This window comes from Herbaspirillum sp. 1173 (assembly GCF_031455335.1).
GTDB lineage: Bacteria > Pseudomonadota > Gammaproteobacteria > Burkholderiales > Burkholderiaceae_D > Herbaspirillum > Herbaspirillum huttiense.
This window is the reverse complement of sequence record NZ_JAVDSP010000006.1, coordinates 83,668-108,712: the sequence shown is the minus strand read 5'-3', so window position 1 is coordinate 108,712 and position 25,045 is coordinate 83,668. Positions and strand designations below refer to the sequence as shown.

The following is a 25,045-nucleotide window of genomic DNA, read 5'->3' as shown; positions in this document are numbered from 1 at the left end:
CGAGGCTGGGAGACCACGGCGACCTGACCTTGCGGCCGTGAAACTACTGTAGTCCAGCATGCCCAGAAATGAAAGCCAGATTTCAATATATATTGTTTATTGAAATTGAGATTTCACTCATGCAGCTGCATTAGCAATCTGCGTGCCAGCCATTTTGGAGGGATGAAATCAGGATTTCAGGAGGAAATGACCGGCCGGGAACGCCCGGCATGCGCCGCAAGAGGGCAGGCAGCACGGTCGCCGCACCGGCGCGGGGCGGCACGCATGAAAATCGGGAGTCAGAAAATTGAGACACCTGAAATCAGGATTTCAATATTGAAGGAGGGCAATTGTCCAGCATTCCGCCCCGGCAACTCACTCGAAGTCGCCCAGTTCCTCATGCTCCTGCTCCACTGCCGCCAGCCGCTTGCGTCCGGCTGCACCACTGGCTTCGATCACCAGGGTGGACAAGAGATCACACAGCGCCATCACGCCGACATGATTGTCCAGCGAGCCGGGACCGCGGCAATGTGCCTGCAGCGACCAGGTGGCCAAAGCATAGTCGGCCGAGGCCTGGTCGCTGATGTAGAGAAGATAAGATCCGGCGCGCGTAGCGGCCTCCAGCAGGCGGTCCATCTGCCCGGTCTGGCGGCGCGTGCCGAAGACGATCACGCAATCGCGCTCGGACAGACCGGCAGTGTATTCCGCGAGGGTCTCGCCCGGCCCCGGCAGGCAGGTCACGCGCGGCAAGACCTGGATGATCTGCCAGCGCAGGTAGAGCGCAAAGGCCTGGCTGCTGCGGCTGCCGAAGATCAGCACCTGGGGTGCGTTGACGATGGCGCGGGCGATCTCGGCCAGGGTGGCGTCGGAGAGGCGCTCGAAGGTGGCCGCCAGGTTCTGCTGGGATTGCTGGAAGTGCGCCGCCACCGAACGCACCTGGCGCGCAGCGCCGGGGCTGCTGGCATGGAACAGCGGGGAGCCGGTCTCCTGTTCCTCGCGCACGTGGCGGCGCGCTTCCTCGTAGCTCTCGTAACCGACGCGGCGGATGAAGCGGCTCACGGTCGACGGCGACACGCCTGCCAGTTGCGCCAGCTCGTTGCCGGCATAGCTGGCCAGCTCGCCCGGGAACTCCAGCAGGAAGTCGGCCAGCTGGCGTTCGGTACTGGACAGTTCGTCGAGTTTGCTGCGCACGCGGCGCACGAAGGATTCGGCAGAAGGTTTCATGTCGGTGCGGGGCAGATCCGCGAGGCAGTTCAATGCGGGCGGTCGCGAAGCCGTGGCGGGCGATTTGCTTCATATCGCCTCAAACCCACGCGATCCGGACCGGGTCGCCGCATTGTATAGCAGCCAGGCCCTGCTGCGGCGTCAGCCGAACTTGCGTGCAGCGTCGATGGCCAGGCCGCTGCCGATGCTGCCGAACAGGTCGCCCTCCACATGCCGCGCCTGCGGTGCCAGCGCACTGATGCGTTCGCGCAGCAGGCGCACGCCGCTGGAACCGCCGGTGAAGAACACGCTGTCGATATCGTCGGCGCGCAGGCCGGCCTGCTGCAACAGCGCCAGCACGGTCTGCTCCACCGATTGCACCAGGTGATCGACGGCACCGTTGAAGTCGCTGCGCAGGAGCGGCAATTGCTCCGGCTGGCGCAGGCGGTCCAGGTCCAGCAGGGTCTGCTCGGCGCTGGAGAGCGCGATCTTGCCCGCCTCCACCTGCAGCGCCAGCCAGTGGCCGCAACGCTGCTCGACCACGTCCAGCAGGCGCGCAAAGCGCTCGCGGTCGGCCACTTCGCGCGCCACGTCCTGCAGTTGCTGCCAGGCCTTGCGGGTGTAGAGCTGGTTGATGGTGTGCCAGGTGGCCAGGTTGAAGTAATAGCTGGAGGGGATCTCGGCATTGCCCTGCAGGCGGCCGCCCAGGCCCAGCAACGGCATCACGCAGGCCAGGCTGAAATACTTGTCGAAGTCGGTGCCGCCGATGTGCACGCCGCCATTGGCCAGGATGTCCTCGCGCCGCTCGCTGCGCGCCGCGCGCTCGGGCGAGAGGCGCACCAGCGAGAAGTCGGAGGTACCGCCGCCGATGTCGACGATGAGTACCAGCTCTTCCTTGTCGATGCGCGACTCGTAATCGAAGGCTGCCGCAATCGGTTCAAACTGGAAGGCGATGTCCTTGAAACCGACATCGCGCGCGATCTCTTCGAGCGTATCCTGGGCCAGCTGGTCGGCGGCCGCATCCTCATCGACGAAGTGCACCGGACGGCCCAGCACCACCTTGGAGAACGAGGTCCCGGCGGCACGTTCGGCGCGTTGCTTGAGTTCACCGATGAACTGCGAAAGCAGGCCACGATAGGGCAGCGCCCGGCCGCCCACTTCCGTCTGGCCATCGATGGCGCCGGAACCGAGCAAGCTCTTCAGCGAGCGCATCAGGCGGCCTTCGTAGCCGGCCAGGTATTCGCCCAGGCCGGCGCGGCCATAGCTGAAGCTGTTCTCGTCGGCATTGAAGAACACCACCGAAGGCAGCGTGGCCTTGCCGTCTTCCAGCGGCAGCAGCAGGGAATCCCCGGCCTGCGGGCGCTGCCAGCCGACCGTGGAATTGGAGGTGCCGAAATCCACACCGCACGCGTTCGCCATCGATCACTCCTTCTTTTTGGGTCGGCAATCATATAGAAAAGGACGGTGCTTGTCTGCACGGCGTCATGGCGGCGTTTGAAGCAAACAACATGCCGCCGTGAAACCATTACCGATTCGGCAATGGCAGGATGGCAATCCAACGAAAAAAGGCACCGCCGGGCAGGGCTGCCCGGCGGTGCCGTCAGATCGAACCGGCTGAAAACGGCTGTGGAAAACTTAGAATTCCTGCGCCACCGGACGCAGCACCACTTCGCTGATATCCACATTGGCCGGCTGCTCGATGGCATAGGCAATGGCGCGCGCCACCGAATCGGCCGGAATCTGGTTGGCCTCATACCAGGCCAGCAGGGCTTCCGAGGTCTCCTTGTCGCTGCTGTGCGTCTTCAGTTCGGAATCCACCGCCCCCGGGGAGATGATGGTAGTGCGCACACCGTCCGGTGCTTCAGCGCGCAGGCCTTCGGTCAGGGCACGCACCGCGAACTTGGTGGCGCTGTAGACCGTGCCCATGCCGGCGAAGACCTTGATGCCCGCCACCGACGACACATTGATGATGTGGCCCGAGCCCTGCGCAGCGAAGCGCGGCAGCGCGGCGGCCACGCCACAGAGCACGCCCTTGACGTTGACGTCGATCATGCGGTCCCACTCTTCGACCTTGAGCTTGGCCATCGGAGCCAGCGGCATGATGCCGGCATTGTTGACCAGCACGTCGATGCGGCCGAAGTGCTGCTCACCCTTGGCGACCAGGGCTTCCACGTCGTCGCGGCGCGCCACGTCAGTGGTCACGGCGATGGCCTGGCCACCGGCGGCGGTGATGTCGGCCACCAGCTTTTCCAGAAGCTCGGTGCGGCGCGCACCCAGTACCAGCCTGGCGCCCAGGGAAGCCAGGTGGCGTGCGGTGGTTTCGCCCAGGCCGCTGCTGGCACCGGTGATGACGACGACTTTGTCCTTGATGTTGTTGCTCATGATGAATCCTTTCCAGTGATGGGGTTGGCTTGCGGTTGCTGCGTGTCGATGGAAGGATTATGGGTGCCGCCACTATGCCAAACAATGGAAATGATAAGATTACAGAATTCCATTTTCAGGAATCATCATGCTCAACCGACTGGAGATGCTGCGCATCTTCTGCGCTGCCGCCGACACTGGCAGCTTCAAGGAAGCCGCGATCCGGCTCGGCATTTCACCGCAAGCCGTCACCCGCGCCATCCAGGAACTGGAGCGCCTGCAGGGCGAGATGCTGTTCCATCGCAATACGCGCCAGGTGCGCATCACCAGTTTCGGCGAAGCGCTCGCCGAACGCGCACGCGAAAGCCTGCGTGATCTGGATGGACTCTTCGAAACGGAGGCCGCCAGCCCGGCCGACGAGATGAGCGGACTGGTGCGCCTGGCCGCACCGTCGGCACTGGGTCGCAGCCGCCTGCTGCCCATCGTGGAGCGATTGGCGCAGGCGCATCCCGGCTTGCGCTTCGACCTGCGCCTGACCGATCAGCGCGCCGACGTGGTAGGAGAAAAGATCGACATCGGCATCCGCGTCGGCACCGTGCCGGACAACCGCTTCGTGGTGCGGCGTCTGGGCAAGGTGCGCTTTTACGTGGTGGCCACGCCGCGCTTCCTGCGCCGCCATGGGGCCCCGGAGGACACCGAAGCCCTGCGCGCCCTGCCCTGCACCGCCATGCTGGACCGGGGCACGGGCCGCCCCTGGCCCTGGCTGTTCGCGCAGGAGAACCAATGGATGGCCGATCATGCCCGCTTCCTCTGCGATGATTCCGAGGGCGAATATTTATTGGTAAGAAGTGGGGTGGCCATCGGCCAGATTGCCGGTTTCCTGTGCGAGGACGATATCGCGGCAGGACGGCTGGTCCCCGTCATGACTGATCACGAACCCGATCCCTGGGACATGTACCTCTACCGTCCGCAACGCGGACCGGTGCCGCCGCGCCTGCGGCTGGTGTTCGATACGCTGGTGCGCGAATTCGCCGAGTGAATGTGCTGGCTTACCAGCGGCAGTCGTGATCCATCAGCACTTCGGCACTGCCCTGTTCCTCGCGGTCGAAGTTGACCGGCATGTTGACCAGGAAGAAGCCGGTGCTGCCATCGGCAAAACGCGCCCCGGTCAGCAGCAGTGACTGCGAGGCCATGTTGTCGGCCGCATAGGCGCTGCGGGCAGCGGCCAGCTTGAAGGGGTCGTGCAGTGCCAGCGCATCGGCGGGCAGGCGCATGACCCAGTAGCGATGGCCTTCGAAATACCACGGCAGCCATTGCTGCAAAGGGTCACCCCGGTGATCGTCGAGGCTGGCCGCCACATCGCGGCGCATGCAATCGATGTGCAGATGCAGGTGCAATTGCGAACGGCCGGCCGCCGAATTGATTTCAATGCCCAGCTGTTCATCGGAGAGCGGACGGCCCAGGGCCTGCGCCACACGCCCGCGCTGCTCCCATGCATAAGCCCAGTAGTTGGGCGCATCCGGTGCCAGCAACTCCGGACTTTCGATGCCGGTCAGGCGACGGGTCGGCATGAGCAGGTATTGCGCGGGACCGACCAGATCCTTGAGCACCACGAAGCCGCGCGCCAGATCGACCATCACGCATGGCTGCGGCTGGCCGGTGGACTGCATGTTGGGCAGGCATTGCTGGCTGGTGATTTCCCACAGCTTGTGGGGATCGGCGGCCCGGGCCGGACTGGCCGACAAGACGCAGGCGGCCAGCAACAGCGAACACAGGAAGGCGGCGCGGGAAGAAAAAAGGGAAAGCAGTCGCATCGAAACCATCCGGGACAATGAGCTGCAAGGCGGCAGGCAGCGCCACAGCGAGGCCGTGAGATTAACGGCCCGGTATGTCCGCAGCATGACAGCCCTATGACGGGGGAGATTACTTGTCGCGCGTGGCCTGCACCAGGCACTTGGAGAGCTTGTCGAAATGCAGCCAGGCAGCCTGGCTCAGCTCGACCTGCTTGCGGCGCGGATCTTCGGTATCGGCCAGCACGATCCAGCCCTTCTCGCGCATGGATTTCAGGCGCGCATGCAGCATCGCGGGCGAGCCGAATTCGCTTTGCGCCATCAGGTCGCGCACCGACAGCCGCTGTTGGTCTTGGCCGGCACGGGCGATGAAAGCCAGGATCCGGTCTTCGAGCGGATCCAGCGTAGCCAGTGACGGCAATCCCCGGAGTGCTTCGGCCAGTTGCAGAAATCTCAGGTAGATATCCGCCGGCCGCTTGTTTTTACCCATATGGCGATGGTGTTGGTTGTTGTCTTGCAAGTCAGGAACGCGTTACGTACGGAGCGCGCGTAACACGCGCGCGCGACATCGTTCCAGAATTGATAGCGAATCATACGCCGGGCCTGCCGGAAAGTGCAATCTTTACCGCCTTGACCGGCAGCAATGCGTCCGGCGGTAACGTTTGCACCCCGATTTGCGAGGCTGGCGCGCCACACTGCTGAAAATTGTTGAGGTGCAGCGCCCCGCCGCATTGGGTAACATACGCGCCGTTCCGCATGTCCCAGCCTCCCCTCGCCATGCACGCCTCGCCCGACCATCGTTCCGTCCTGCGCACCCACCTGGCCGCCATCGCCGGCACGGCGCTGTGCTATTTCCTGTTCTATTCGATCAACGAATGGCTGTTCCGGCGCACCCAGTTCACCGAAGGCATCGCCTGGATCTACCTGCCCGCCGGCGTGCGCCTGATCTGCACCCTGCTCTTTGCCGAGGCCGGCTGCGTGGGCCTGCTGGTGGGCTCCCTGGCCACGGCCGCGACCTATCAACTGTTCCCGCATGACCTCATCGCTGCCGCCGGCTACTGCCTGATCTCGGCCGGCGCCCCCTACCTGGCCTACCGCCTTACGCTCTCCGGCATGGACCTGGGGCGCAACCTGGGCAACCTCAACACCACCCGGCTGATGGCCTGCATCCTGCTCTATGCGCTCTCCAATCCACTGTTCCAGCTGATCTGGTTCGTCATGCGCGGGGTCTATCCGGATTTCTGGAGCGGCCTGATCGTCATGTCCATCGGCGATCTCTCGGGCTCGCTGATCGTGGTCTACCTGTGCAAGCTGCTGCTGTCCATGCTGCCCCGCATGCCCGTGCCACGGCGCTGATGGCAGGCCGCACGCTGTCGCCGGCAGGCGTCAGCCGCTGGCACACCTGCGGACTTGCGGATAACCCCAGGCAACATTTTCTTCACTCGGGTTAACGCAAACCAGCATGGTGTAATACGCACGACACATTTCCTCGCTACGCTGCGCATCGCTATAAAAACTATAGCGCTACAAATCGTATAACGAAGCTTCGAGGAGTGTGGCATGCGCAGTTGGGACGAACCCAAAAAACGGAAGGCCCGCGTCGAGATCATCCCGATGATCGACGTGATGATGTTCCTGCTGGTCTTCTTCGTGCTGATCAGCCTGAACGTGATTCCGGCCCTGGGCCTGAAGACCCAGCTGCCCAGTTCGTCCACCGCCCAGGATCTGAAACCGCAGACCAAGGCCGTCATCACCATCGCCAAGGAAGACGTGATCCAGGTCGATGGCGAGAACACTACCCTGGACGCCCTCACCGCCCGCCTCGACAAGCTGCGCAAGGATGGCGAGAAACTCAATCTCATCATCAACAGCGACCGCGGCGTGGAAGTGCAGCGCCTGGTCGACGTGATGGATACGCTCAAGAAGGGCGGCTTCGATTCCATCTCGATTGCCACCCGCAAGCAGTGATGATGAACGTTCCCATCCTCTTCCGTTTCCGCGAGCCGCTGGCCACGCTGCCCTCGCTGGTGGTGCTGGCCGTGCTGATCCTGGCCGGCGTGCAGAAAGTGACCGAACTCAAGCGCAAGGAAGATCCGCAGCCGGTGCAAATCTCGCTGACGGAAATACCGCCGCCTCCGGCGCCGCAACCCAAGCCGCAAGTGGAACCGCAGCCCAAGCCGGTCGAGCCGCCGAAGAAACAGGAAGCGCCCAAGCCCGTGGCCAAGCCGGCTCCGGTCAAGCAAGCGCCAGCCCCGGTGGACCCGGCACCGCCCTCGGCCACCGCACCGATCCTGCCGGCCACGCCGCCGCAACCCAGCGCTCCGGCCGCACCTCCGGTGCAGTCCGCGCCGGTGGCCCCGCCATCGCCGCCGCCGGCCAACACCGCCAACATCGAGCAGACCTACGTCGGCCAGTTGCGCGCACATCTGAACAGCATCAAGCGCTATCCGACCGGACGCGAAGCCAGCACCCTGCGACCGCAAGGCAAGGTGCGCGTGTGGTTCGTGTTGAAGCGCGATGGCAGCGTGGTCGACAGCGGCATCGAGAGCTCATCGAACTCCATGCTGCTCGATGATGCCGCCCGCAAGACCATCAATCGCGCCGCCTTCGCGCCCTTCCCGGAAGACAGCTACAAGGGCGAGAGCACGCACCGGTTTACCGCCGATCTGGAATTCATTCCCGTCTGACGCGGCCCGCTGCAGAACGCAGGGGGCGCGCACCGGGCGCAACGACTTCGACACGCAGTTCAACAAACCCAGGGGAACACGACATGCAATGCAAACTCACCCGGCTGTCCTTGCTGATATCCGGGCTCTTCATGGCAGGCGCACCGGCCTTCAGCTTCGCCCAGTCCACCACCACTGACGTCGGCACCGTGACCGTGCAGGGCGGCGGCAGCGCCAGTGCCGGCACGGCGGCGGCCACCGGCCTGATCCAGGCGGAAGATTCGCCCAAGGCGCGCAGCTCGGTCAACCGTGACTACATCGAGAAGCAATCGCCCACCGGCACGCCCTACCAGATGATCAACCTGCTGCCCGGCGTGAACACCTACGACAACGACGGCTCGGGCCTGTTCGGCGGCAACATCCGCGTGCGCGGCTTCAACAGCGACCAGCTGGGCTTCACCATCAACGGCGCACCGGTCAACGACTCCGGCAACTTCGCGGTGTATCCGCAGGAGTACACCGAGCCCGACAACCTGTGCAACATCTTCGTGACCCAGGGTTCGACCGATACCGAAGCGCCTCACGTGGGCGCCACCGGCGGCAACATCGGCATGACCTTCTGCGCACCGGAAGACCAGCAGCGCATCCGCGTGACCAATGCCTTCGGCTCCAACAGCCTGTGGAAGCGCTATGTGCGCTTCGACTCGGGCAAGCTGCTGGACAACAAGTTCAAGTTCTTCATCTCGTACTCCAAGACCACTGCCGACAAGTTCAAGGGACCGGGCGGCGCCATCAAGGATCACGTCGACATCGGCACCAACTTCGACCTGGGCCAGGGCAGCTTCATCAACGCCAACCTGCTCTACAACCGCCAGCTCAACAACAACTACCGTTCGCTGACCAAGACCCAGATCGCCCAACTGGGCCGCAATGCCGACTTCGGCAGCACCATTCCGCAGCACCAGCCCGCAGTGGCCGGTACCGCGCAGAACGACACCACCTATGCTCCCAACGTTGCGGCCAACATCGCCAACAACGCTTACTACGCCTACAACCTCAATCCCTTCGAGAACTGGCTGGGCACCATCAATGCGCACTTCCAGCTGAGCCCGACCTCCAGCCTGGATATCGATCCCTACTTCTGGTACGGCTTCGGCACCGGCGGCAACCAGCTGCAGACCGTGCGTGAAGGCGGCGTGACCGGCGCCAGCCAGCTCGGTGGCGGCGCGCGCGACGTCAACGGCGACGGCGATCGTCTCGATACGGTCTACGCCTACGAAGGCAGCCGCACCCGCACCTATCGTCCGGGCGTGACCTTCAAGTTCAACCAGCAGCTGGACAACCACCGCATCCTGGCCGGCTACTGGGTCGAGCGCGCCCGTCACCAGCAGACCGGCCCCTTCAGCCGCGTGGACAACAACGGCAACATCGCCGACCTGTGGCAGGACAATTCGGACCAGTGGCTGCGCAATGCCGATGGCTCCATCTTGCAGTACCGCGACACCATGACCGTCAGCACGGCGCAGTCGATCTTCCTGCAGGACAGCATCAGCATGATGAACGACAAGCTCAACGTGCAAGTCGGCGGCCGCTACTCCTCCATCGACCGCGACTTCACCAACTACCCGAGCACCGGTTCCACCAGCGGCACCAACAGTTATTCCAGCGCCGGCTACTACAAGGTCAAGAAGAACTACGCCGACTTCCTGCCCAGCCTGGGCGTGCGCTTCCAGCTCGATGAGAAGCAGTCGGTGTTCTTCAACGCCGCCAAGAACTTCAAGGCACCGGGCAACTTCTCCTACTTCGGCCTGCTCTCGGGCGGCACCATCGTCAACGGCCAGCTGGTCGGGGCGACCCAGCGCGAAGTGCCGGTGGACAAGGAAACCTCCTGGAACTACGACCTCGGCTACCGCTACAACACGGAGAAGTGGATGGCCTCCGGTTCGCTGTTCTACATCGATTATCACAACCGCATCGCCAGCGCCTACAACCCGGACACCAACAACAAGACCGACTACAACGTCGGCGATGCCAGCTCGCACGGCCTGGAACTGGAAACCGGTTACGCCTTCACCCGCAACCTGTCGATGTATGGCTCGCTGTCCTACATCAAGAGCAAGATGAAGCAGGACCTGCGCAACAGTTCGACCCAGTTCCTGCCGACCTCGGGCAAGGAATTCCCGGATACGCCGAACTGGCTGTCGGGCCTGTCGCTGCAATACCAACAGGATGGCTGGTACGTGTTCGGCCAGGCCAAGTACACCGGCCGCCGCTACACCACCCTGGTCAACGACGATGCACTGGGTGGCTACACCCTGTTCAACGCCGGTGCCGGCATGACCTTCGCGTCCACCACCTGGCTGAAGAAGCCGACGGTGCGCCTGAACGTCTACAACCTGTTCGACAAGCAGTACCTCAACCTCAACGGCGGCAGCGGCAGCCAGTTCACCACCAACGCAGTGGCGGTCAACGGCATCCCTGGCACCGATCCTTCGCTCTACATCGGTGCCCCGCGCACCTTCACCGTCACCCTGACCGCGGATTTCTGATCGCGGCCTGAACCGGGCGGCCCGCACCTGCAACACGGGCCGCCCATCACTGCAAGAGAGGCAAGCATGAACATGCAATTACTCCACGAACTGGCCTTCTACCTGATGTACGCCTGCGCGGCGCTGGCCATTTTCGTCATCGTCGAACGCGGCCTGTTCTTCGGCTACACCATGCGCCAGGCCACGGGCCTGGAGCGCGCCATGACGCACGCGGTCCAGCATCTGCAGGAACTGCCGGCCGAACTGACCACCCGTCCCAGCCTGCCGCTGGCCCTGGTGTCGGACATCCTGGCCGAAAAGCATCACCTGCATACCGAAAAGGACCTGGAAGATTTCAGCGAGTCGGTCTACATTGCCAAGCGCGGCGAAGTGCAGCAGCGCCTGTGGATCCTCGATACCATCGTGACCGCTGCGCCCCTGCTGGGCCTGCTCGGCACCATCCTCGGCATCATCGACACCTTCAAGGCACTGGCGGTACAGGGCGTGTCGGACCCGGGCCAGGTGTCGCAGGGCATCGGTACGGCGCTGTATGCGACGGCTCTGGGTATCGGCATTGCGGTGGTCGGCATGTTCTTCTTCAACCTGTTCCAGGAACGCATCGAGCGCATCAACGATCACCTGAAGGTCCTGATGCTGCGCGCCTGCGTCGGCCGCCTGAACCCGCAGCCGCAACACAGCCCGCAACCGCAGGGCAAGCTGCACATCGCCTGAGCGCCACACTGACTTCTCCCTTGCCGACATCATGACCATCGCGCCACGCCGTCTTCTGCTTCGTCTCGCTGCCGCCTTCGGGCTGGTTCTTTCGCTGGCCACACCGGTCCGGGCCGAATTCGCCATTCCCGGCTTCGAACTGGTCCACACCGTGCCGCGCGAAACCACGCTGGCCACGCCGGACCTGCGCGATGCGGCCGTGGTGTGGAAGGAAATGTTCGACAGCGCGCAGCGCGAGATCGTGTTCGGCCAGTTCTACGTGGCCGGGCAGGATGGCGAGGCGCTCGATGACATCATGGCGCACCTGGAGGCGGCCGGACGGCGCGGCGTGAAGATCCGCTTCCTGATGGAAAAGAAGGGCGAGTTCGCCTCGGTCCCGGCCACCATCGAGAAGCTCAAGCGCATCCCGAATCTGGAATTCCGCCAGATCGATTATTCCCGCATGACCGGCAACGGCATCATCCACGCCAAGTATTTCGTGGTCGATGGCCGCAGCGCCTATGTGGGCAGCCAGAACTTCGACTGGCGCTCGTTCTCGCACATCCATGAAACCGGATTGAAGATCACCGACCCGGCCGTGGCAGCGCAGGTGCAGGCCATCTTCGAAATCGACTGGGCGGCGCAGGCGGCCATCGCCGCCGGACACACCCCGGTCATGACCAACCGCAGCGTGGTCCCGGCCGATGTGGCGCGCGGCAATTACCTCGTGGCCAGCCCGAATGCCTACAACCCGCCCGGCGTGGGCGATTCGCAAAGCGAACTGGTACGCCTGATCGGAGAAGCACAACAGGAGGTTCGGGTGCAGTTGCTGGACTATGCGCCGCTCTCCTATGGTCCCAACCACACCCGGCCCTATTACGCCGTGATCGATGATGCCCTGCGCGCAGCGGCCACGCGCGGCGTGAAGATCAAGCTGATGGTCTCCAACTGGAACACCGAGGCCCCTGCCATCCGCTACCTGCAAAGCCTGGCGGTGCTGCCCAACGTGGAGATCCGCATCGTCACCCTGCCGCAGGCCAGCAGCGGTTTCATCCCCTTCGCCCGGGTGATCCACACCAAGGCCATGAGCATCGATGGCAAGGTAGCCTGGGTCGGTACCAGCAACTGGGCCGGCGGTTATCTGGACAACTCACGCAACCTGGAAGTGGTGCTGCATGACGCGGCCATGGCACAACGCGTGGCAGCCCTGCATGAGCAGACCTGGAGTTCGGCTTATGCCCAGCCCATCGATGTACTGAAGGTTTATCCCAAACCGGCCAAGGGCAAGCCCGCCTCGGAATGATTCGACCAGGAAGCGGTGTTTGAAGACCGCTTCCGCGATTCCCTGCCTGCTGGTCTACACTGACGAAATGTAGCGTTGTTTCGTCATTGTGTAGCATCGACCAGGAGAACCGGGATGACCAGGCTGGACCAACTCGACGACATCGACCGTCAACTCCTTTCCATCCTGCAGCTGAACGCCCGCGAACCGGTGGCCGAGATCGCCCGCCGCCTCGGTGTGGCGCGCACCACCGTGGTGGCCCGCATCGAGCGGCTGGAACAGACCGGCATCATCGGCGGCTACACCCTCAAGCTCGGGCGCGACGTGGTCGACGCCAGCCTGCAGGCCTACGTGGGCGTGACCGTGCAGCCGCGCGCCGGGCGCGACGTCATCCGCCGCTTCGGCCGCATTCCGGAAGTCCACCAGCTCTGCGCGGTCAGCGGCGAATACGATTACGTGGCCTGGCTGCGCGTCAATACGCCCGAGCAACTCGACAAGATCCTGGACCAGATCGGCGAAATGGAAGGCGTGCTCAAGACCACCACCTCGGTGGTGCTGGCCCGCAAGATCGACCGGGGAGATGCCGCCAGGACGCGTTGAAAAGCACCCGGATTTCGCCGGATTGCACTGGCAACGCTACATAATGACGAAAGCGCACTGCAAAGTGACGAAAGCTGCGCTGCTTTCTGACGATCTGGCAATGGTTTCCGTCACGGCGGCTTCCTAGAATGAATCATCGTATTCACTTTGATTCAGGAGCCCATCATGCGTACCGTCCTCCTCGGCTGCGGCCATATCGGCCAGACCATCGCCCGCCTGCTGGCTGAATGCGGCGAAGGCCGCGACTACAACGTCACCATCGCCGACCACGATGCCGCGGCCTTGCAGGCCATCGCGGACGTGCATGCCGAGAAGGCCGTGGTCGACTCCTCCGACCCGCAGGCCCTGGCGGCACTGCTGCAGCGCGCCGACGTGGTCATCAATGCCCTGCCCTATCACATGGCCATCAGCGTGGCCACGGTGGCACGCCAGACCGGCACCCACTACTTTGACCTGACCGAGGATGTGCAGGCAACCCGCGCCATCGCTGCGCTGGCCGAGGGCGCGCCCTGCGCCTTCATGCCGCAATGCGGACTGGCCCCGGGCTTCATCGGGATTGCCGCACACCATCTGGCCGCCGGCTTTGATGAGGTGCACGAGATCAAGATGCGGGTCGGTGCGCTGCCGCAGTATCCGACCAACGAACTGAAATACAACCTGACCTGGAGCGTGGACGGGCTCATCAACGAGTACTGCCATCCCTGCGAAGCCTTGCGTGACGGCGAGCGGGTGATGGTCGATCCCCTGGCCGATCTGGAACACTTTTCGCTGGAGGGCGTGGAGTACGAGGCCTTCAATACCTCGGGCGGGCTGGGCAGCCTGTGCGAGACGCTGGCCGGCAAGGTGCGTCATCTCGACTACAAGTCGGTGCGCTACCCCGGCCACCAGCAGCGCATGAAATTCCTGCTGGGCGATCTCGGGCTGCGGCATGATCCGGCCTTGCTCAAGGACATCCTGCGCAAGAGCGTGCCGGCTACGCTGCAGGATGTGGTGCTGGTATTCGTCACCGTGAGCGGGCTGCGCGCGGGCAAGTTGATGCAGGAAGTCTTTACCCGCAAGATTGTCGCGCAAGAGCGTGCGGGCCGGCGCGAGAGCGCCATCCAGACCAGCACCGCCGCCGGCGTCTGCGCGGCGCTGGACCTGTTCCGTGCAGGCCGCCTGCCCGCCTGCGGCTTCATCCGGCAGGAACAGATCAGCTTGCCGGAGCTGCTCGGCAATCGCTTTGGCGCGGTGTATGCCTGATTGAGGCGGGCTTCACTTGCCTCCGGTGACGTCGAGAAAGGTCCCCGTGCTAAAGGAAGCCTCCTCGCTGGCCAGCCAGAGAATGGCGCGCGCCACTTCCTCGGGCTGGCCACCCCGCCCCATGGGGATGGATTCCCTGACCCGGTTGACCCGGTCCGGTTCGCCGCCGCTGGCATGCATCTCGGTATAGATGTGACCGGGCCGCACGCAGTTGACGCGGATGCCTTCACGCGCCACTTCCTTGGCCAGGCCCGTGGTGAAGGTTTCCAGTGCGCCCTTTGAGGCGGCGTAGTCGACATACTCGTTGGGACTGCCCAGGCGGGCAGAGGCTGACGACACGTTGATCACCACGCCACCCTTGCCCTGATGGCGATAAGCCATGCGCCGGACCGCCTGCTGCGCGCACAGCATGGGCCCGATGGCATTGACCGCGAAGATGCGCTGCATGCGCGCGAAACCCAGATCTTCCATGCGTGACTGGCGCTCCAGCATGGCCGCATTGTTGACCAGCACGTCGATACGGCCGAAGCGCGCATCGATGGCAGCGAAGAGCTGCGCCACCTGCTCCGGGTCGGCACTGTCGGCCTGCAGCGCCAGCACCCGTGTGCCGCGCTGCGCGATATCGGCCGCCACCGAATCGGCCGCGGCCGCATCGCGCAGGTAGCTGAAGGCCACGTCGTAGCCACGTTCAGCGGCCAGCCGCGCGGTGGCGGCGCCCATGCCGCGGCTGCCGCCGGTGATGAGGATGACGGGCTTGGTTGATGCGTGAGTCATGACAGATCTCCATGGAGTGAGCAAAACGGGAGGGGAGCAGGAACGGCCACCGGATCAACCGATCAGTACCGTCCCCGCTGCGATGGCAGCACAGGCCAGCACACGTGGCCAAGTCAGCGTCTCGCCCAGAAACAGACGGCCGATGACGGCGGCGAACAGCACGCTGGTTTCGCGCAGTGCCGAGACCGCCCCCATCGGTGCCAGCGCCATGGCCTGGATGACGATGCCATAGGCCAGCAGCGAGACCAGTCCGCCAGCGAAGGCGGTGGCGAAGGTCGCCGCCTTCGCTGGCGGCTGCCAGAATGCACGGGGCCCGCGCCACACCACGAAGACGGCGGGCATCAGCAAGCCCCAGCCGGCGCACATCCATGCGGTATAGGCCATGGGGCTGCCGGAGAGCCGCACGCCCAAGCCATCCACCACGCTGTAGGCCGCAATGAAGCAGCCGGTCCCCAGGGCATAGCGCAGTCCGGGCAACGCCATCCTGCTGCCCCTGAATGCCAACGCGATGATGCCGCCCGATACCAGTCCTGTTCCCAGCAGCGCCGCCGGCCCCGGCATCTCACCGGCCAGCAGGGCCGCACCCAGCGTCACCAGCAGGGGCGAGGATCCACGCGCGATCGGATAGGTCTGGCCCAGCTCACCACTACGGTAACTGCGGACGAGGAACAGGTTGTAGCCCACGTGCAGCAGGGCCGAGAGCAGTCCGTACGGCCAACTGGCCGGCAAGGGCAACGGCAGCCACGGCGTAACGGCCAGACTGGCCAACGCCACGGCCAGGCACATCACGGCCATCGACCAGAGACGGTCCGCGCCGTTGCGCAGCAGCGCATTCCAGCTGGCGTGCAGGAAGGCGGCAAGGAGGATGAGCAGGACGACAGGCAAAGGCATGCGCCATGGTAAGCAGGAGCGCCGCCGGACAGAAGCGAAGTCTCCTCATCCCGCCATGAGCAAATCCTCATACCTGGTGCCGAGGCGGTGACCTTGCATGTCAGTAGCGTGCACCGGCTGCCTGTGACTGCGCCTGCAGCCAGGCCCGGAAACTGGCCACGTGCGGCTGCGTTTCCACGCCCTTGGGACAGACGAAGTAATACGCCAGCGGAGAGGGCAAGGCCAGTTCGAACAGCCGCACCAGGCTGCCATTGGCCAGTTCCTGTTCGACGTGGCCGCTGCGGGCCAGGGCCACGCCCTGGCCCAGCAGCGCTGCTTCGATGGTCATGTTGGTATCGGCCAGGCGCACGCTTTCGCGCAGGGCCGAGACGCTCACCCCGGCTTGCTGGAACCACAGGTCCCATTTTGGCACCATGTCGGCCCCGGCCCGCGTGAGCAGGGGATAGCGGCGCAGGTCAGCCGGCTTGCGGGGCATGCCCAGGCGCGCCAGCAGGGCCGGGCTGGCCACCGGGAAGATCTGCTCGCGGAACAGGAATTCGGAAAACAGGCTGGGGTAGTGGCCGGGACCGAAGCGGATCGCCACATCCGGTTCGGCCGGCGTAAAGTGGATGGCCGTATCGGTGGTCTCCAGCGTCACCAGCAGCTCGGGATGGGCTTGCGCCAGCGCCGGCAGCCGGGGCAGCAGCCATTTCAGCGCAAAGGAGTAGGTGGTGCTGACCTTCAGCGGCTGCCGCCCTTCCTGCGCGCGCAGCTCGGACAGCGTGGCCTCCAGCCTGACGAAGAACTCGCGCACCACCGGCGCCAGCGCGGCCCCGGCCGGCGTCAGCGTGTTGGACTTGCCGCGCTGGAACAGCGCCATGCCCCACAACGCTTCGAGGTGGCGCAGCTGGTGGCTGACCGCACTCTGGGTGACATGCAGCTCTTCCGAGGCGGAGGTGAAGCTGGCATGCCGGGTCGCAACTTCGAAGGCCCGCAACGTGGCCGTGGGGGGAAGGTCTCTCATGGGTGCGCTCAGGGGTGGACGGCTGGAAAAACCGGTCATGAATGAGAGCTCATGATAGCAACAGCCACCGTCTTGCAGTCCGCAACGGCCCTCGCAAGCGGACGAGAATGCAGCGTAAAATCCAATCTATACACAACGTCTAATTTTAGATAATATGTATTGCATGAGCTCCCGCACCCGCAAAAAGAAACCCGACCGTCCCGACCACGCCCTGCTGCTGTCACAGTTGCAGCAGGTAGCGCAAGGTCTGGGCGAGACCTTTGCACCGTTCTGCGAAGTGGTGCTGCACGACCTGCGCGATGCGGATCACTCCATCGTCGCCCTGCACAACAACCTGTCCGGCCGCGAGGTCGGCGACGCCACCACCGAACTGGGTCTGGCGCGCATCGCCGACGAGAGCTATCCGCAAGTCCTCACCAATTACGCCAACACCTTGCCGGACGGACGACAAGCCAAGAGCACCTCGATCGGCATCAAGGATGCCGATGGCAAATACGTGGCCGCGCTGTGCATGAACATCGACCTGACCCTGTTCGGTGCGCTGCAGGGCATGCTGCGCCAGTTCGGTGGCATCGACCAGGGCGTGCGCGTGGCCGAGACGCTGGAGCCGGCCGGGGCCGAAGGCCTGCGCAGCCGCATCGATGCCTTTGCCGCGCGACTGTCGACCACGCCGCGCAGCCTCAAGGCCGAAGACCGCCGCCAGCTCATGCGTGAACTGCGCCAGTCCGGCTGCCTGGATATCCGGCGCGCGGCCGAGATCGTGGCCGCGCATCTGGGTGTCTCGCGCGCCACCGTCTACAACGACGAGAAGGAGTAAGCGCGGCCGTCACGCGCGCTCTCCGCCCTGTGCATCGTCACTGTCTCTTTCCATCCCACTTGAAGGAAACCTCATGATCCCCGTCTCCAGCGCTACCGAATCCCCCAGCTTCGCCGATGTCCTGCTGGCCGCCGAACGCATCAAGCCGTGGGCGCACAGAACGCCCGTCCTGCGTTCGCGCACGGCCGATGCGGAAGTGGGCGCACAGCTGTTCTTCAAGTGCGAGAACTTCCAGCGCATGGGGGCCTTCAAGTTCCGCGGTGCCATGAATGCGCTCTCGCAGTTCGACAGCGAACAGCGCAAGCATGGCGTCATCACCTTCTCCTCCGGCAACCATGCGCAGGGGACCGCGCTGGCCGCGCAATTGCTGGGCATTCCCGCCGTCATCGTGATGCCCGAGGATGCGCCGGCAGCGAAGGTCGCCGCCACGCGTGGCTATGGTGCCGAAGTGGTGATGTATGACCGCTATACCGAAGACCGCGAGGCCATCGGTGCGCGCCTGGCCGCCGAGCGCAAGATGACGCTGATCCCGCCCTACGATCATCCGCACGTGATGGCCGGGCAAGGCACGGCCACGCTGGAACTGCTGCAGGAAACCGGTCCGCTGGATGCGCTCTTCGTCTGCCTCGGCGGCGGCGGCCTGCTGTCCGGTGCGGCGTTGGCGGCACGGGCACTGTCTCCCGATTGCAAGATCTATGGCGTCGAACCGGAAGCCGGCAACGATGGACAGCAGTCGCTGCGCGCGGGCCAGATCGTGCATATCGATACGCCCAAGACCATCGCCGATGGCGCCCAGACGCAGCATCTGGGCAAGTACACCTTCGACGTCATTCGCCAACTGGTGGACGACATCCACACCGTCAGCGATGCCGAGCTGGTGTCCGGCCTGCGCTTCTTTGCCGAGCGCATGAAGATGGTGGTCGAGCCGACCGGCTGCCTGGGCTTTGCTGCCGCCCGCAAGCTGAAGGAGCAGCTGCAGGGCAAACGCGTGGGCGTCATCATCAGCGGCGGCAACATCGACCTGGGCAAGCTGTCGGGATATTTGTCCTGATTATCGGGCGCATCAGTGAGCCCAATCGCACGCGACTTCGTTTTGGCCTACAGTGTTGAGCCCTCATCATTCACTGCTGATCCCTCCACTCACCCACAAGGACTGGAAACACCATGCCCCATCTCGTACTGGAATACACCGGCAATCTCGCCCTCGATGTGCAACCGACGCTGCTCAAGCTGAACCAGGCGCTGGTGGCCAGCGGACACTTTGAAGAAAACGCCATCAAGGCGCGTGCCGTGCGTCTGGACAACTACCTGGTCGGTACCGCACCGGAGGCCAAACGTGCCTTCGTGGCGGTGCGCCTGGCCATCCTGACCGGCCGCACGCTGGAAGACAAGAAGCAGGTATCCGACCTGCTGGGCGCGGCACTCCAGAAGGACCAGAACTGGCCCAAGGATCTGCAGGTACAGCTCACGGTGGAAGTGGTGGACATGCAGCGCGAGAGCTACTTCAAGCTCGCCCTGCAATAAGCTGCGGGCCCGCCAGCGCCATCACGGCGCGGCCCTCAAAACGAAAAGCCGCACGGTGCAGACCGGGCGGCTTTTTTTGCTGGTGCACGACAGGTGCGCGATATTGTTCTTGTGATGCCGCGCGACCGTGCGTGGTCAGTGCATCCGAGCTTCAGGATGCCAGTGCAGGTTCGCGCAGGAATTCGCGGAACTGCACCACGTTGCCTTCCGGATCAAAGCCATCGCAGGCACGAAAATCCGGACCGCTCCATTCGGCCTCGGCCGCTTTCATGCCACCGCCAAGCTGCTGCGTGGCGAGTCGGGCGTGGGTGAGCGAACGCACGGGAAGGAACAGCTTCACCGGCACGTTCTCGCGCAGCACCGGTGGCGAAGTGATCTCCACCGTGGCTGCACTGGCTTGCGGAATCGCATGAATCACCAGCAGGAAATCCTCGGCTTCGATCACTACTTTCTCCGCCTGGGCCTGCTTGGGAACCACCGCCAGCACCTGCGCATAAAACGCGGCGAGGCGGGCTACATCTTTGGCGAACAGGACTGCGCCTGCTTTGGGCTGGGTCGACATCTCTGCTTTCAAAAACGTTGATCGGATCAAACAAGGAACGGCAGAGTTTATTTACGACCATCGCGCTTGGCAAGCATTAATCGTCTCCCTGTGGCGACAGCGTTATGTCGCCGCATGGCGACGCCCGTTCGTCGCCTTTCCCCCGACATATTGCAGAGCAATATAAGAATCCGCTGACACGCGAAAGTGGTGCTGTCCGATGTTCATTTCAGCGCGAAAAAACTAATGTCGCATATCGCCGGTAAGAGACTAATAAATCGTCAATTGTCAGCATGATCAGCCAAGCTGTTTGTATGTGATCGGAATAGCATCGTTTGCGCTACGAACGCGTATAAATTGTAAGAGGATGTTCCAAATCGGTTTACTTCCGAACTCGATCTGCTACCTTGATGTCGCAGGGCAACATGGTGTGTGGCGAAGAAAAAGAAAAATATTTCCACTTGCACACCGCTATGCCACGCCGTCCTCCCCACTGCAATCCACTGCGCTGACGGCGACCGAACATAACGCAACACAACCCTCACGAGTATCGCGCCATGAACATTCGAGATTTGCACGCTCAGTACACTCCCGAACGCTCCATTTTCAAGCGGACCCAAGCTGCGCATCGCGCCATGACGGACAACGCCTCCCAGCGCATCGAGCTTGCGCACACCGACAGTGACGCCGATGCCTGGCTGGAACCGGCCCTGTCCGACTTCATCTCGCTGGCCTCCAGCGTCTGCGGCACGCCCATGGGCATGTTCAGCCAGCTGCACGCAGACATCGGCCTGCAGCATCCTTACCTGTCGGTCAACAATGGCCGTGGCGATGCCCGCAACCAGTGGTGGCGCTTCCCCGGCCAGACCGGGGTGATGCGCAATGCGGTCGACTTCTCGCTGTGCGAAATGGCGGCCCGTACGCCGGGCCAGATTACGGAAGTGAATGACCTGTCCAGCGATCTGCGCTTTGCCACCAGTGCGCTGGCACGCGGCAATCCAGCCGTGCGTTTTTATGCGGGTGTGCCGCTGGTGTCGGGCAATGGCGACATCCTGGGCACGCTGTGCGTGATGGACCGCGTACCGCGCACCCTGACCCCGGCACAACGTGACGCCTTCCAGAAACTGGCACGCCAGCTGGAAGCGCAGATCGACAGCCATCGCGCCATGCAGAAGCTGGAACAGCAGACCATGACCGACGCCCTGACCGGCATCGGCAACCGCCGCAGTTTCGATTCGCGCCTGCGCGAAGAATGGACACGCCATCTGCGCAATGCCCGTCCGCTGACCATGCTGATGGTGGACGTGGATTACTTCAAGCAATACAACGATACCTATGGCCACCCGGCCGGTGATGCCCTGCTGGTGCAACTGGCGCGCGTGCTGCGCTCGCCGTTGCGGGCCAGCGACTTCCTGGCACGTTACGGTGGCGACGAGTTTTCGCTGATCCTGCCGGATACCGATGAGACCGGTGCCATGCAAGTCTCGGAACGTATCAAGCAATCCGTGGCCCGCGTGAAGTGGCCGCACACCGACATCGAGATCAGCCTGGGCGCGGCGACCGTGACGCCTTCGGAGATGTGCGACTTCAGCGCCTTGCTGCATGCGGCTGACCAGGCCATGTATCAGCGCAAGCATGGGCGTAATCCGCGCAATGCATGAGCTCGCTCCTTGCCGCTGCTGACGCTGGTGCAGGAACGAAAATCGCCGCTGTGAAAACAGCGGCGATTTTTTTATGGTCCGTAGCGAGCTCTTATCGCCCTTGACCAGCAGGCGGTTTGGAAAGCAGAGAGAGCGCCACCAGCATCGACAAGCCTACCACCACGCCCCCCGCGAGATACACGCTCTGTACCCCCGCATGGCTGGCCAGCGCACCGGCCAGCGGGCTGGTGATGCCCAGCGACAGATCCAGGAAGGCCACATACGCCCCCATGGCCAGGCCGCGCGTCTGCGGTGGTGCACGGCGCATCGCTTCCACGCCGAATCCGGGGAACACCAGCGAATAGCCAAAACCGGTCAGTGCCGCACCTGCATAGGCCATCCAGGCGCTATCGGCCTGCCAGATCAGCAACTGCCCGCACACCTCGATGACCACACACACGAGCGCCACTTTTGCGCCACCGACCTGATCCGGCAGATGGGCAAAGAACAGGCGCGCCAAGATGAACGCCACACCAAAGCTGGTGAAGGCCAACGAGGAATCCCCCCACGACCGTGCCGCAAACAACAACGCGATGAATGCCGTGATGACGCCGAAGCCGACGCTGGAAAATGCCAGCCCCAGGCCAGGCTGCCACACGGCACCCAGCACCTGGTAAAAGGGCGTGCGGCGGCTGGCACCGGGCACTACGCCACGCAAGGGGCTGACCGCCAGCAGCGCCCCTATCGGCAAGAGCACGCTCACACCGGCAATCCCCGCAAATCCCCAGGCCTTGCTGACGGCCACACCCAACGGTGCACCGCCGGCCATGGCTGCATAGATGGCGATGCCGAGCCAGGCCATCACCTTGCCGCCATGCTGCGGCCCGACCAGCGCGATGCCCCAGCCCATGGTGCCGGTGATGACCAAGCTCTCGCCCAGCGCCAGCAGGACGCGTCCCGCCAGCAGTACCGCCACCGAGATGGCCGGCTGGTCCAGCCAGAGCAGAGAGGCCAGATAGATCAATCCCGACAGCGCCGCAGCCACGAAGCCGCCGACGACAGCGCGCTTGGGGCCACGCAGATCCGCCACGTTGCCGGCCCAGGCACGCGAGAGCAGCGCCGCTGCAAATTGTGCACCGACCACCACACCCACTACGGTGGCGTTCATGCCCAGTGCCTCCTTCAGGTGCAAGGGCAGCACCGGCAACTGCAGGCCGATGGTGAGAAAGGCGATGAAGACGGCCAGCGTCAGCGGTGCAAGCGCCTGCAGGACTGATGTGCCGGTGCCGGCGGCGGTGGCCGGCGGGATGGAGAGAGGCGGGTCTGCCTGTTTTCCGTTCATGGGAAACCTCGAAGAAAATTGTGAAGGGTGGACTCAGGAATGTTGCGGAAGTCCCGTTGATGGCAGGAACGCTGCGCAGTAGAATGCGACGAAGCCGTCATATTCCGTCGATAGCAGTATGTGACGGATTCGTCATGTTTCCTAGTCGCATTCCATTTACGTCTTCGCTACTTCCCCGCCCTCCCCATGAACAAGCCCCGCCGCCCCGAGATTACCCTCCGCAAGACACCGCAACAGGCGCGCTCCACCGAGCTGGTGGCAGCCATCCTGGAAGCTGCTGTTCAGGTTTTGCTGCGCGAAGGTGCGCCGCGTTTCACAACGGCGCGCGTGGCCGAGCGCGCGGGCGTGAGTGTGGGATCGGTGTATCAGTATTTCCCCAACAAGGCGGCCATCCTGTTTCGCCTGCAGGCCGACGAATGGCAGCAGACCACGGCGATGGTGCGCCAGCTGCTGCAGGAGACGGACAAGCCACCGGCACGCCGCCTGCGCGAACTGGTGCATGCCTTTTTGCGCAGCGAATTCGAAGAAGCCCAGGTACGGATGGCGCTGGCCGATGCCGCGCCGCTCTACCGCGATGCGCGCGAGGCTGAAGAAATGCGCCACGACTGGGACGGCATCATCGCGCAGTTCATGCGCGAAGCCTTGCCGGGGGTTTCCGCGCCACGGCGCAAACGCGCGGGGCAATTGATGATGACCACGCTCACCACGGCGGGCGAACATCTTTCGCGCGGCACGCTGCCTGAGAAGGAAATACGCGCCCATGGCGAGGCCATGGCCGACATGTTCTGCGCCTATCTGGACAGCCTGCAAGCGCGCTGAATCGCGCTCATGCCTCGCGCTTGCGCGGCACCGCCGTGGAAGCCCGCTGCACCAGCTGCGGTGTCGCCGTCACCCGCATCACGGGCGAGGGACTGCGGCCCTCGATCAAGGCCAGCAGCAGGTCGATGGACATGCGCGCCGCTTCTTCCGTCGGCACCGCCACGGTGGTCAGCGCCGGACGCGAGACCCGCGCCCACTGGATGTCGGTGATGCCGATCACCGAGATGTCGCGCGGCACATTCATCCCCAGGTCGGCGATGGCGTTCATCGCACCCAGTGCCGGCAGATCATTGCTGGCGAAGATGGCCGTGAGCTGCGGCTCCTCGCGCAACAGCGCGATGGTGGCCTGATACCCCGCCTCGACCGTATCAGCGATGTAGCGCGTACGCTGCAAGGTGTGCCTGACGCCGGCACCGGCACAGGCCTCGACGAAGCCGCGATAGCGTTCCGCATGAATGCCGCTCTTCTTGCTGCCGACCAGCGCACCGATGTGACGATGGCCGATCCCCAGCAGGTGCTGCGCAGCGGTCGCGCCGGCCGCATAGAAATCCACCGCGATGCAGGGCAGCTCGGGCGGGGCGTCCGGTTTCTCCCACATGCACAGCACCACCGGGGCGCCACGCCGCTCGGTCTTCTTGAGCTCGTCCATGGGCAGGTTGGCATTCATGATGAGCACGCCGTCGGAGAGCGTTCCTGCGATCTGGTCGAGGTAGGCGCGGCCGGTGTCGGGATCGTCGTTGGTATTGCAGACGATCAGGAAGCGGCCGCGCTCGCGCGCCGCACGCTCGGCCGCCAGGGCGAATTCCGGATAGAACGGGTTGGCGATGCTGGAGACCACCAGCGCCAGCGTGGGCGCGCGCCCCTCGGCCAGGGCGCGTGCGGTCAGATGCGGACGATAGCCGAGCTGGGCGACCGCTTCCAGCACGCGCTGGCGCGTCTGCTCGCCGACCTTGCCGCGCTGGCGCAAGACGTTGGACACTGTGGCCGAGGTGACACCGGCCAGACGGGCAACTTCGGATAAGGTGGTCATGGGTGCATGGAGTTGGAAGCCCTCGCATTCAAACCGCTTATGACGGGCTTGTCAACGCGCACAAGCGGGTCGCGCAGCGCAAATTGAAGACGCGCCGCGCAGCCGATCCGTAAATGATTTACGTATTGTTCATCCGCGCCGCACTCCTTCAGAGGAACGCATTCCTGACAAAACGCTGGCAGTTTTTCGTTACAGGATTGTTGTTGCAGAGGCCATCCAAGATGGGTATGATCGACCAAAATATTTGCCAACCCAACACGGCAACACGCTCAGAACAACGACGTGGAGACAACCCCCGATTG

Annotated in this window: 25 protein-coding genes; 14 read left to right on the top strand and 11 right to left on the bottom strand. The window is 63.9% G+C overall.

Annotated features, from left to right (window positions below; all coding sequences use genetic code 11):
- Positions 1-354: 354 nt before the first annotated feature.
- The 3 genes from J2X56_RS18985 to J2X56_RS18975 form a co-directional block, all read right to left on the bottom strand.
- Positions 355-1,203, bottom strand: coding sequence for a MurR/RpiR family transcriptional regulator (locus J2X56_RS18985; RefSeq protein WP_134135714.1), 849 nt, complete (start codon positions 1,201-1,203; stop codon positions 355-357).
- Between the two features lie 141 nt (positions 1,204-1,344).
- Positions 1,345-2,601, bottom strand: coding sequence for an Hsp70 family protein (locus J2X56_RS18980; protein WP_121042475.1), 1,257 nt, complete (start codon positions 2,599-2,601; stop codon positions 1,345-1,347).
- Between the two features lie 216 nt (positions 2,602-2,817).
- Complete coding sequence (locus J2X56_RS18975; RefSeq protein WP_310161715.1) at positions 2,818-3,564, bottom strand: SDR family oxidoreductase; 747 nt, start codon at positions 3,562-3,564, stop codon at positions 2,818-2,820.
- 127 nt (positions 3,565-3,691) lie between these two features.
- Here J2X56_RS18975 and J2X56_RS18970 point away from each other — a divergent pair, with 127 nt between their 5' ends.
- The gene (locus J2X56_RS18970; RefSeq protein WP_209533754.1) at positions 3,692-4,582 is read left to right on the top strand and encodes a LysR family transcriptional regulator; all 891 of its coding nucleotides are present in this window, start codon (positions 3,692-3,694) and stop codon (positions 4,580-4,582) included.
- Between the two features lie 10 nt (positions 4,583-4,592).
- Here J2X56_RS18970 and J2X56_RS18965 read toward each other — a convergent pair whose 3' ends face one another.
- Positions 4,593-5,357 (bottom strand): CDP-diacylglycerol diphosphatase, encoded by a 765-nt coding sequence (locus tag J2X56_RS18965; protein WP_310161712.1) that lies wholly within the window; start codon positions 5,355-5,357, stop codon positions 4,593-4,595.
- 109 nt (positions 5,358-5,466) lie between these two features.
- Positions 5,467-5,823, bottom strand: coding sequence for a helix-turn-helix domain-containing protein (locus J2X56_RS18960; RefSeq protein ID WP_034330473.1), 357 nt, complete (start codon positions 5,821-5,823; stop codon positions 5,467-5,469).
- A 266-nt stretch (positions 5,824-6,089) separates the two neighbouring features.
- Between J2X56_RS18960 and J2X56_RS18955 the strand changes: the two genes are divergently transcribed.
- From J2X56_RS18955 to J2X56_RS18920, 8 genes are all read left to right on the top strand, one after another.
- Complete coding sequence (locus J2X56_RS18955) at positions 6,090-6,689, top strand: hypothetical protein (protein ID WP_227022656.1); 600 nt, start codon at positions 6,090-6,092, stop codon at positions 6,687-6,689.
- A gap of 204 nt (positions 6,690-6,893) precedes the next feature.
- Positions 6,894-7,301: a biopolymer transporter ExbD gene (locus J2X56_RS18950; RefSeq protein WP_034330477.1), complete on the top strand. Its 408-nt coding sequence runs from the start codon at positions 6,894-6,896 to the stop codon at positions 7,299-7,301.
- Positions 7,301-8,020 (top strand): energy transducer TonB, encoded by a 720-nt coding sequence (locus tag J2X56_RS18945; protein ID WP_121042465.1) that lies wholly within the window; start codon positions 7,301-7,303, stop codon positions 8,018-8,020. The genes J2X56_RS18950 and J2X56_RS18945 overlap by 1 nt, the downstream gene beginning before the upstream one ends.
- Positions 8,021-8,103: 83 nt before the next feature.
- Entirely contained in the window at positions 8,104-10,548 is a 2,445-nt protein-coding gene (locus J2X56_RS18940; protein WP_134135720.1) for a TonB-dependent receptor, read from the top strand.
- A gap of 66 nt (positions 10,549-10,614) precedes the next feature.
- Complete coding sequence (locus J2X56_RS18935) at positions 10,615-11,259, top strand: MotA/TolQ/ExbB proton channel family protein (protein WP_039787660.1); 645 nt, start codon at positions 10,615-10,617, stop codon at positions 11,257-11,259.
- A 31-nt stretch (positions 11,260-11,290) separates the two neighbouring features.
- Positions 11,291-12,541, top strand: coding sequence for a phospholipase D-like domain-containing protein (locus tag J2X56_RS18930; RefSeq protein ID WP_121042461.1), 1,251 nt, complete (start codon positions 11,291-11,293; stop codon positions 12,539-12,541).
- A gap of 114 nt (positions 12,542-12,655) precedes the next feature.
- On the top strand, positions 12,656-13,120 hold the full coding sequence (locus tag J2X56_RS18925) for an Lrp/AsnC family transcriptional regulator (RefSeq protein WP_088755819.1): 465 nt from the start codon (positions 12,656-12,658) through the stop codon (positions 13,118-13,120).
- A gap of 165 nt (positions 13,121-13,285) precedes the next feature.
- A complete protein-coding gene (locus J2X56_RS18920) occupies positions 13,286-14,362 on the top strand; it encodes a saccharopine dehydrogenase NADP-binding domain-containing protein (RefSeq protein ID WP_310161698.1) in 1,077 nt (358 codons plus the stop codon).
- Between the two features lie 12 nt (positions 14,363-14,374).
- Here J2X56_RS18920 and J2X56_RS18915 read toward each other — a convergent pair whose 3' ends face one another.
- From J2X56_RS18915 to gcvA, 3 genes are all read right to left on the bottom strand, one after another.
- Positions 14,375-15,136, bottom strand: coding sequence for an SDR family oxidoreductase (locus tag J2X56_RS18915; protein WP_134135723.1), 762 nt, complete (start codon positions 15,134-15,136; stop codon positions 14,375-14,377).
- 54 nt (positions 15,137-15,190) lie between these two features.
- Entirely contained in the window at positions 15,191-16,027 is an 837-nt protein-coding gene (locus J2X56_RS18910; protein WP_121042455.1) for a DMT family transporter, read from the bottom strand.
- Positions 16,028-16,127: 100 nt separating this feature from the next.
- Complete coding sequence (gcvA, locus tag J2X56_RS18905) at positions 16,128-17,030, bottom strand: transcriptional regulator GcvA (protein WP_310161694.1); 903 nt, start codon at positions 17,028-17,030, stop codon at positions 16,128-16,130.
- 154 nt (positions 17,031-17,184) lie between these two features.
- Here gcvA and J2X56_RS18900 point away from each other — a divergent pair, with 154 nt between their 5' ends.
- The 3 genes from J2X56_RS18900 (at position 17,185) to J2X56_RS18890 (ending at position 19,371) form a co-directional block, all read left to right on the top strand.
- On the top strand, positions 17,185-17,847 hold the full coding sequence (locus J2X56_RS18900; protein ID WP_121042451.1) for a transcriptional regulator: 663 nt from the start codon (positions 17,185-17,187) through the stop codon (positions 17,845-17,847).
- Between the two features lie 73 nt (positions 17,848-17,920).
- Complete coding sequence (locus tag J2X56_RS18895) at positions 17,921-18,898, top strand: threo-3-hydroxy-L-aspartate ammonia-lyase (protein ID WP_121042449.1); 978 nt, start codon at positions 17,921-17,923, stop codon at positions 18,896-18,898.
- A gap of 113 nt (positions 18,899-19,011) precedes the next feature.
- Positions 19,012-19,371, top strand: coding sequence for a 5-carboxymethyl-2-hydroxymuconate Delta-isomerase (locus J2X56_RS18890; protein ID WP_034331145.1), 360 nt, complete (start codon positions 19,012-19,014; stop codon positions 19,369-19,371).
- A gap of 151 nt (positions 19,372-19,522) precedes the next feature.
- Here the strand turns inward: J2X56_RS18890 and J2X56_RS18885 are convergent, their stop codons facing one another.
- Positions 19,523-19,933 carry a hypothetical protein gene (locus J2X56_RS18885; RefSeq protein WP_034331147.1) on the bottom strand — a complete coding sequence of 137 codons (411 nt, stop codon included), beginning with the start codon at positions 19,931-19,933 and terminating at the stop codon, positions 19,523-19,525.
- 551 nt (positions 19,934-20,484) lie between these two features.
- On the opposite strand from J2X56_RS18885, the gene J2X56_RS18880 reads away from it, so the two are divergent.
- Complete coding sequence (locus J2X56_RS18880) at positions 20,485-21,573, top strand: sensor domain-containing diguanylate cyclase (protein ID WP_121042444.1); 1,089 nt, start codon at positions 20,485-20,487, stop codon at positions 21,571-21,573.
- 91 nt (positions 21,574-21,664) lie between these two features.
- Here the strand turns inward: J2X56_RS18880 and J2X56_RS18875 are convergent, their stop codons facing one another.
- The gene (locus tag J2X56_RS18875) at positions 21,665-22,894 is read right to left on the bottom strand and encodes an arabinose transporter (RefSeq protein ID WP_204726211.1); all 1,230 of its coding nucleotides are present in this window, start codon (positions 22,892-22,894) and stop codon (positions 21,665-21,667) included.
- 186 nt (positions 22,895-23,080) lie between these two features.
- On the opposite strand from J2X56_RS18875, the gene J2X56_RS18870 reads away from it, so the two are divergent.
- Positions 23,081-23,713 carry a TetR family transcriptional regulator gene (locus tag J2X56_RS18870; RefSeq protein ID WP_121042440.1) on the top strand — a complete coding sequence of 211 codons (633 nt, stop codon included), beginning with the start codon at positions 23,081-23,083 and terminating at the stop codon, positions 23,711-23,713.
- Between the two features lie 7 nt (positions 23,714-23,720).
- On the opposite strand, the gene J2X56_RS18865 is transcribed toward J2X56_RS18870, so the two are convergent.
- Entirely contained in the window at positions 23,721-24,743 is a 1,023-nt protein-coding gene (locus J2X56_RS18865; RefSeq protein ID WP_204726212.1) for a LacI family DNA-binding transcriptional regulator, read from the bottom strand.
- Between the last annotated feature and the right edge of the window lie 302 nt (positions 24,744-25,045).

Bases quoted from the DNA above. Each gene is read 5' to 3' on its own strand.
- J2X56_RS18985 (WP_134135714.1), bottom strand. From the start codon at position 1,203: ATGAAACCTTCTGCCGAATCCTTCGTGCGCCGCGTGCGCAGCAAACTC.
- J2X56_RS18980 (WP_121042475.1), bottom strand. From the start codon at position 2,601: ATGGCGAACGCGTGCGGTGTGGATTTCGGCACCTCCAATTCCACGGTC.
- J2X56_RS18975 (WP_310161715.1), bottom strand. From the start codon at position 3,564: ATGAGCAACAACATCAAGGACAAAGTCGTCGTCATCACCGGTGCCAGC.
- J2X56_RS18970 (WP_209533754.1), top strand. From the start codon at position 3,692: ATGCTCAACCGACTGGAGATGCTGCGCATCTTCTGCGCTGCCGCCGAC.
- J2X56_RS18965 (WP_310161712.1), bottom strand. From the start codon at position 5,357: ATGCGACTGCTTTCCCTTTTTTCTTCCCGCGCCGCCTTCCTGTGTTCG.
- J2X56_RS18960 (WP_034330473.1), bottom strand. From the start codon at position 5,823: ATGGGTAAAAACAAGCGGCCGGCGGATATCTACCTGAGATTTCTGCAA.
- J2X56_RS18955 (WP_227022656.1), top strand. From the start codon at position 6,090: ATGTCCCAGCCTCCCCTCGCCATGCACGCCTCGCCCGACCATCGTTCC.
- J2X56_RS18950 (WP_034330477.1), top strand. From the start codon at position 6,894: ATGCGCAGTTGGGACGAACCCAAAAAACGGAAGGCCCGCGTCGAGATC.
- J2X56_RS18945 (WP_121042465.1), top strand. From the start codon at position 7,301: ATGATGAACGTTCCCATCCTCTTCCGTTTCCGCGAGCCGCTGGCCACG.
- J2X56_RS18940 (WP_134135720.1), top strand. From the start codon at position 8,104: ATGCAATGCAAACTCACCCGGCTGTCCTTGCTGATATCCGGGCTCTTC.
- J2X56_RS18935 (WP_039787660.1), top strand. From the start codon at position 10,615: ATGAACATGCAATTACTCCACGAACTGGCCTTCTACCTGATGTACGCC.
- J2X56_RS18930 (WP_121042461.1), top strand. From the start codon at position 11,291: ATGACCATCGCGCCACGCCGTCTTCTGCTTCGTCTCGCTGCCGCCTTC.
- J2X56_RS18925 (WP_088755819.1), top strand. From the start codon at position 12,656: ATGACCAGGCTGGACCAACTCGACGACATCGACCGTCAACTCCTTTCC.
- J2X56_RS18920 (WP_310161698.1), top strand. From the start codon at position 13,286: ATGCGTACCGTCCTCCTCGGCTGCGGCCATATCGGCCAGACCATCGCC.
- J2X56_RS18915 (WP_134135723.1), bottom strand. From the start codon at position 15,136: ATGACTCACGCATCAACCAAGCCCGTCATCCTCATCACCGGCGGCAGC.
- J2X56_RS18910 (WP_121042455.1), bottom strand. From the start codon at position 16,027: ATGCCTTTGCCTGTCGTCCTGCTCATCCTCCTTGCCGCCTTCCTGCAC.
- gcvA (WP_310161694.1), bottom strand. From the start codon at position 17,030: ATGAGAGACCTTCCCCCCACGGCCACGTTGCGGGCCTTCGAAGTTGCG.
- J2X56_RS18900 (WP_121042451.1), top strand. From the start codon at position 17,185: ATGTATTGCATGAGCTCCCGCACCCGCAAAAAGAAACCCGACCGTCCC.
- J2X56_RS18895 (WP_121042449.1), top strand. From the start codon at position 17,921: ATGATCCCCGTCTCCAGCGCTACCGAATCCCCCAGCTTCGCCGATGTC.
- J2X56_RS18890 (WP_034331145.1), top strand. From the start codon at position 19,012: ATGCCCCATCTCGTACTGGAATACACCGGCAATCTCGCCCTCGATGTG.
- J2X56_RS18885 (WP_034331147.1), bottom strand. From the start codon at position 19,933: ATGTCGACCCAGCCCAAAGCAGGCGCAGTCCTGTTCGCCAAAGATGTA.
- J2X56_RS18875 (WP_204726211.1), bottom strand. From the start codon at position 22,894: ATGAACGGAAAACAGGCAGACCCGCCTCTCTCCATCCCGCCGGCCACC.
- J2X56_RS18870 (WP_121042440.1), top strand. From the start codon at position 23,081: ATGAACAAGCCCCGCCGCCCCGAGATTACCCTCCGCAAGACACCGCAA.
- J2X56_RS18865 (WP_204726212.1), bottom strand. From the start codon at position 24,743: ATGACCACCTTATCCGAAGTTGCCCGTCTGGCCGGTGTCACCTCGGCC.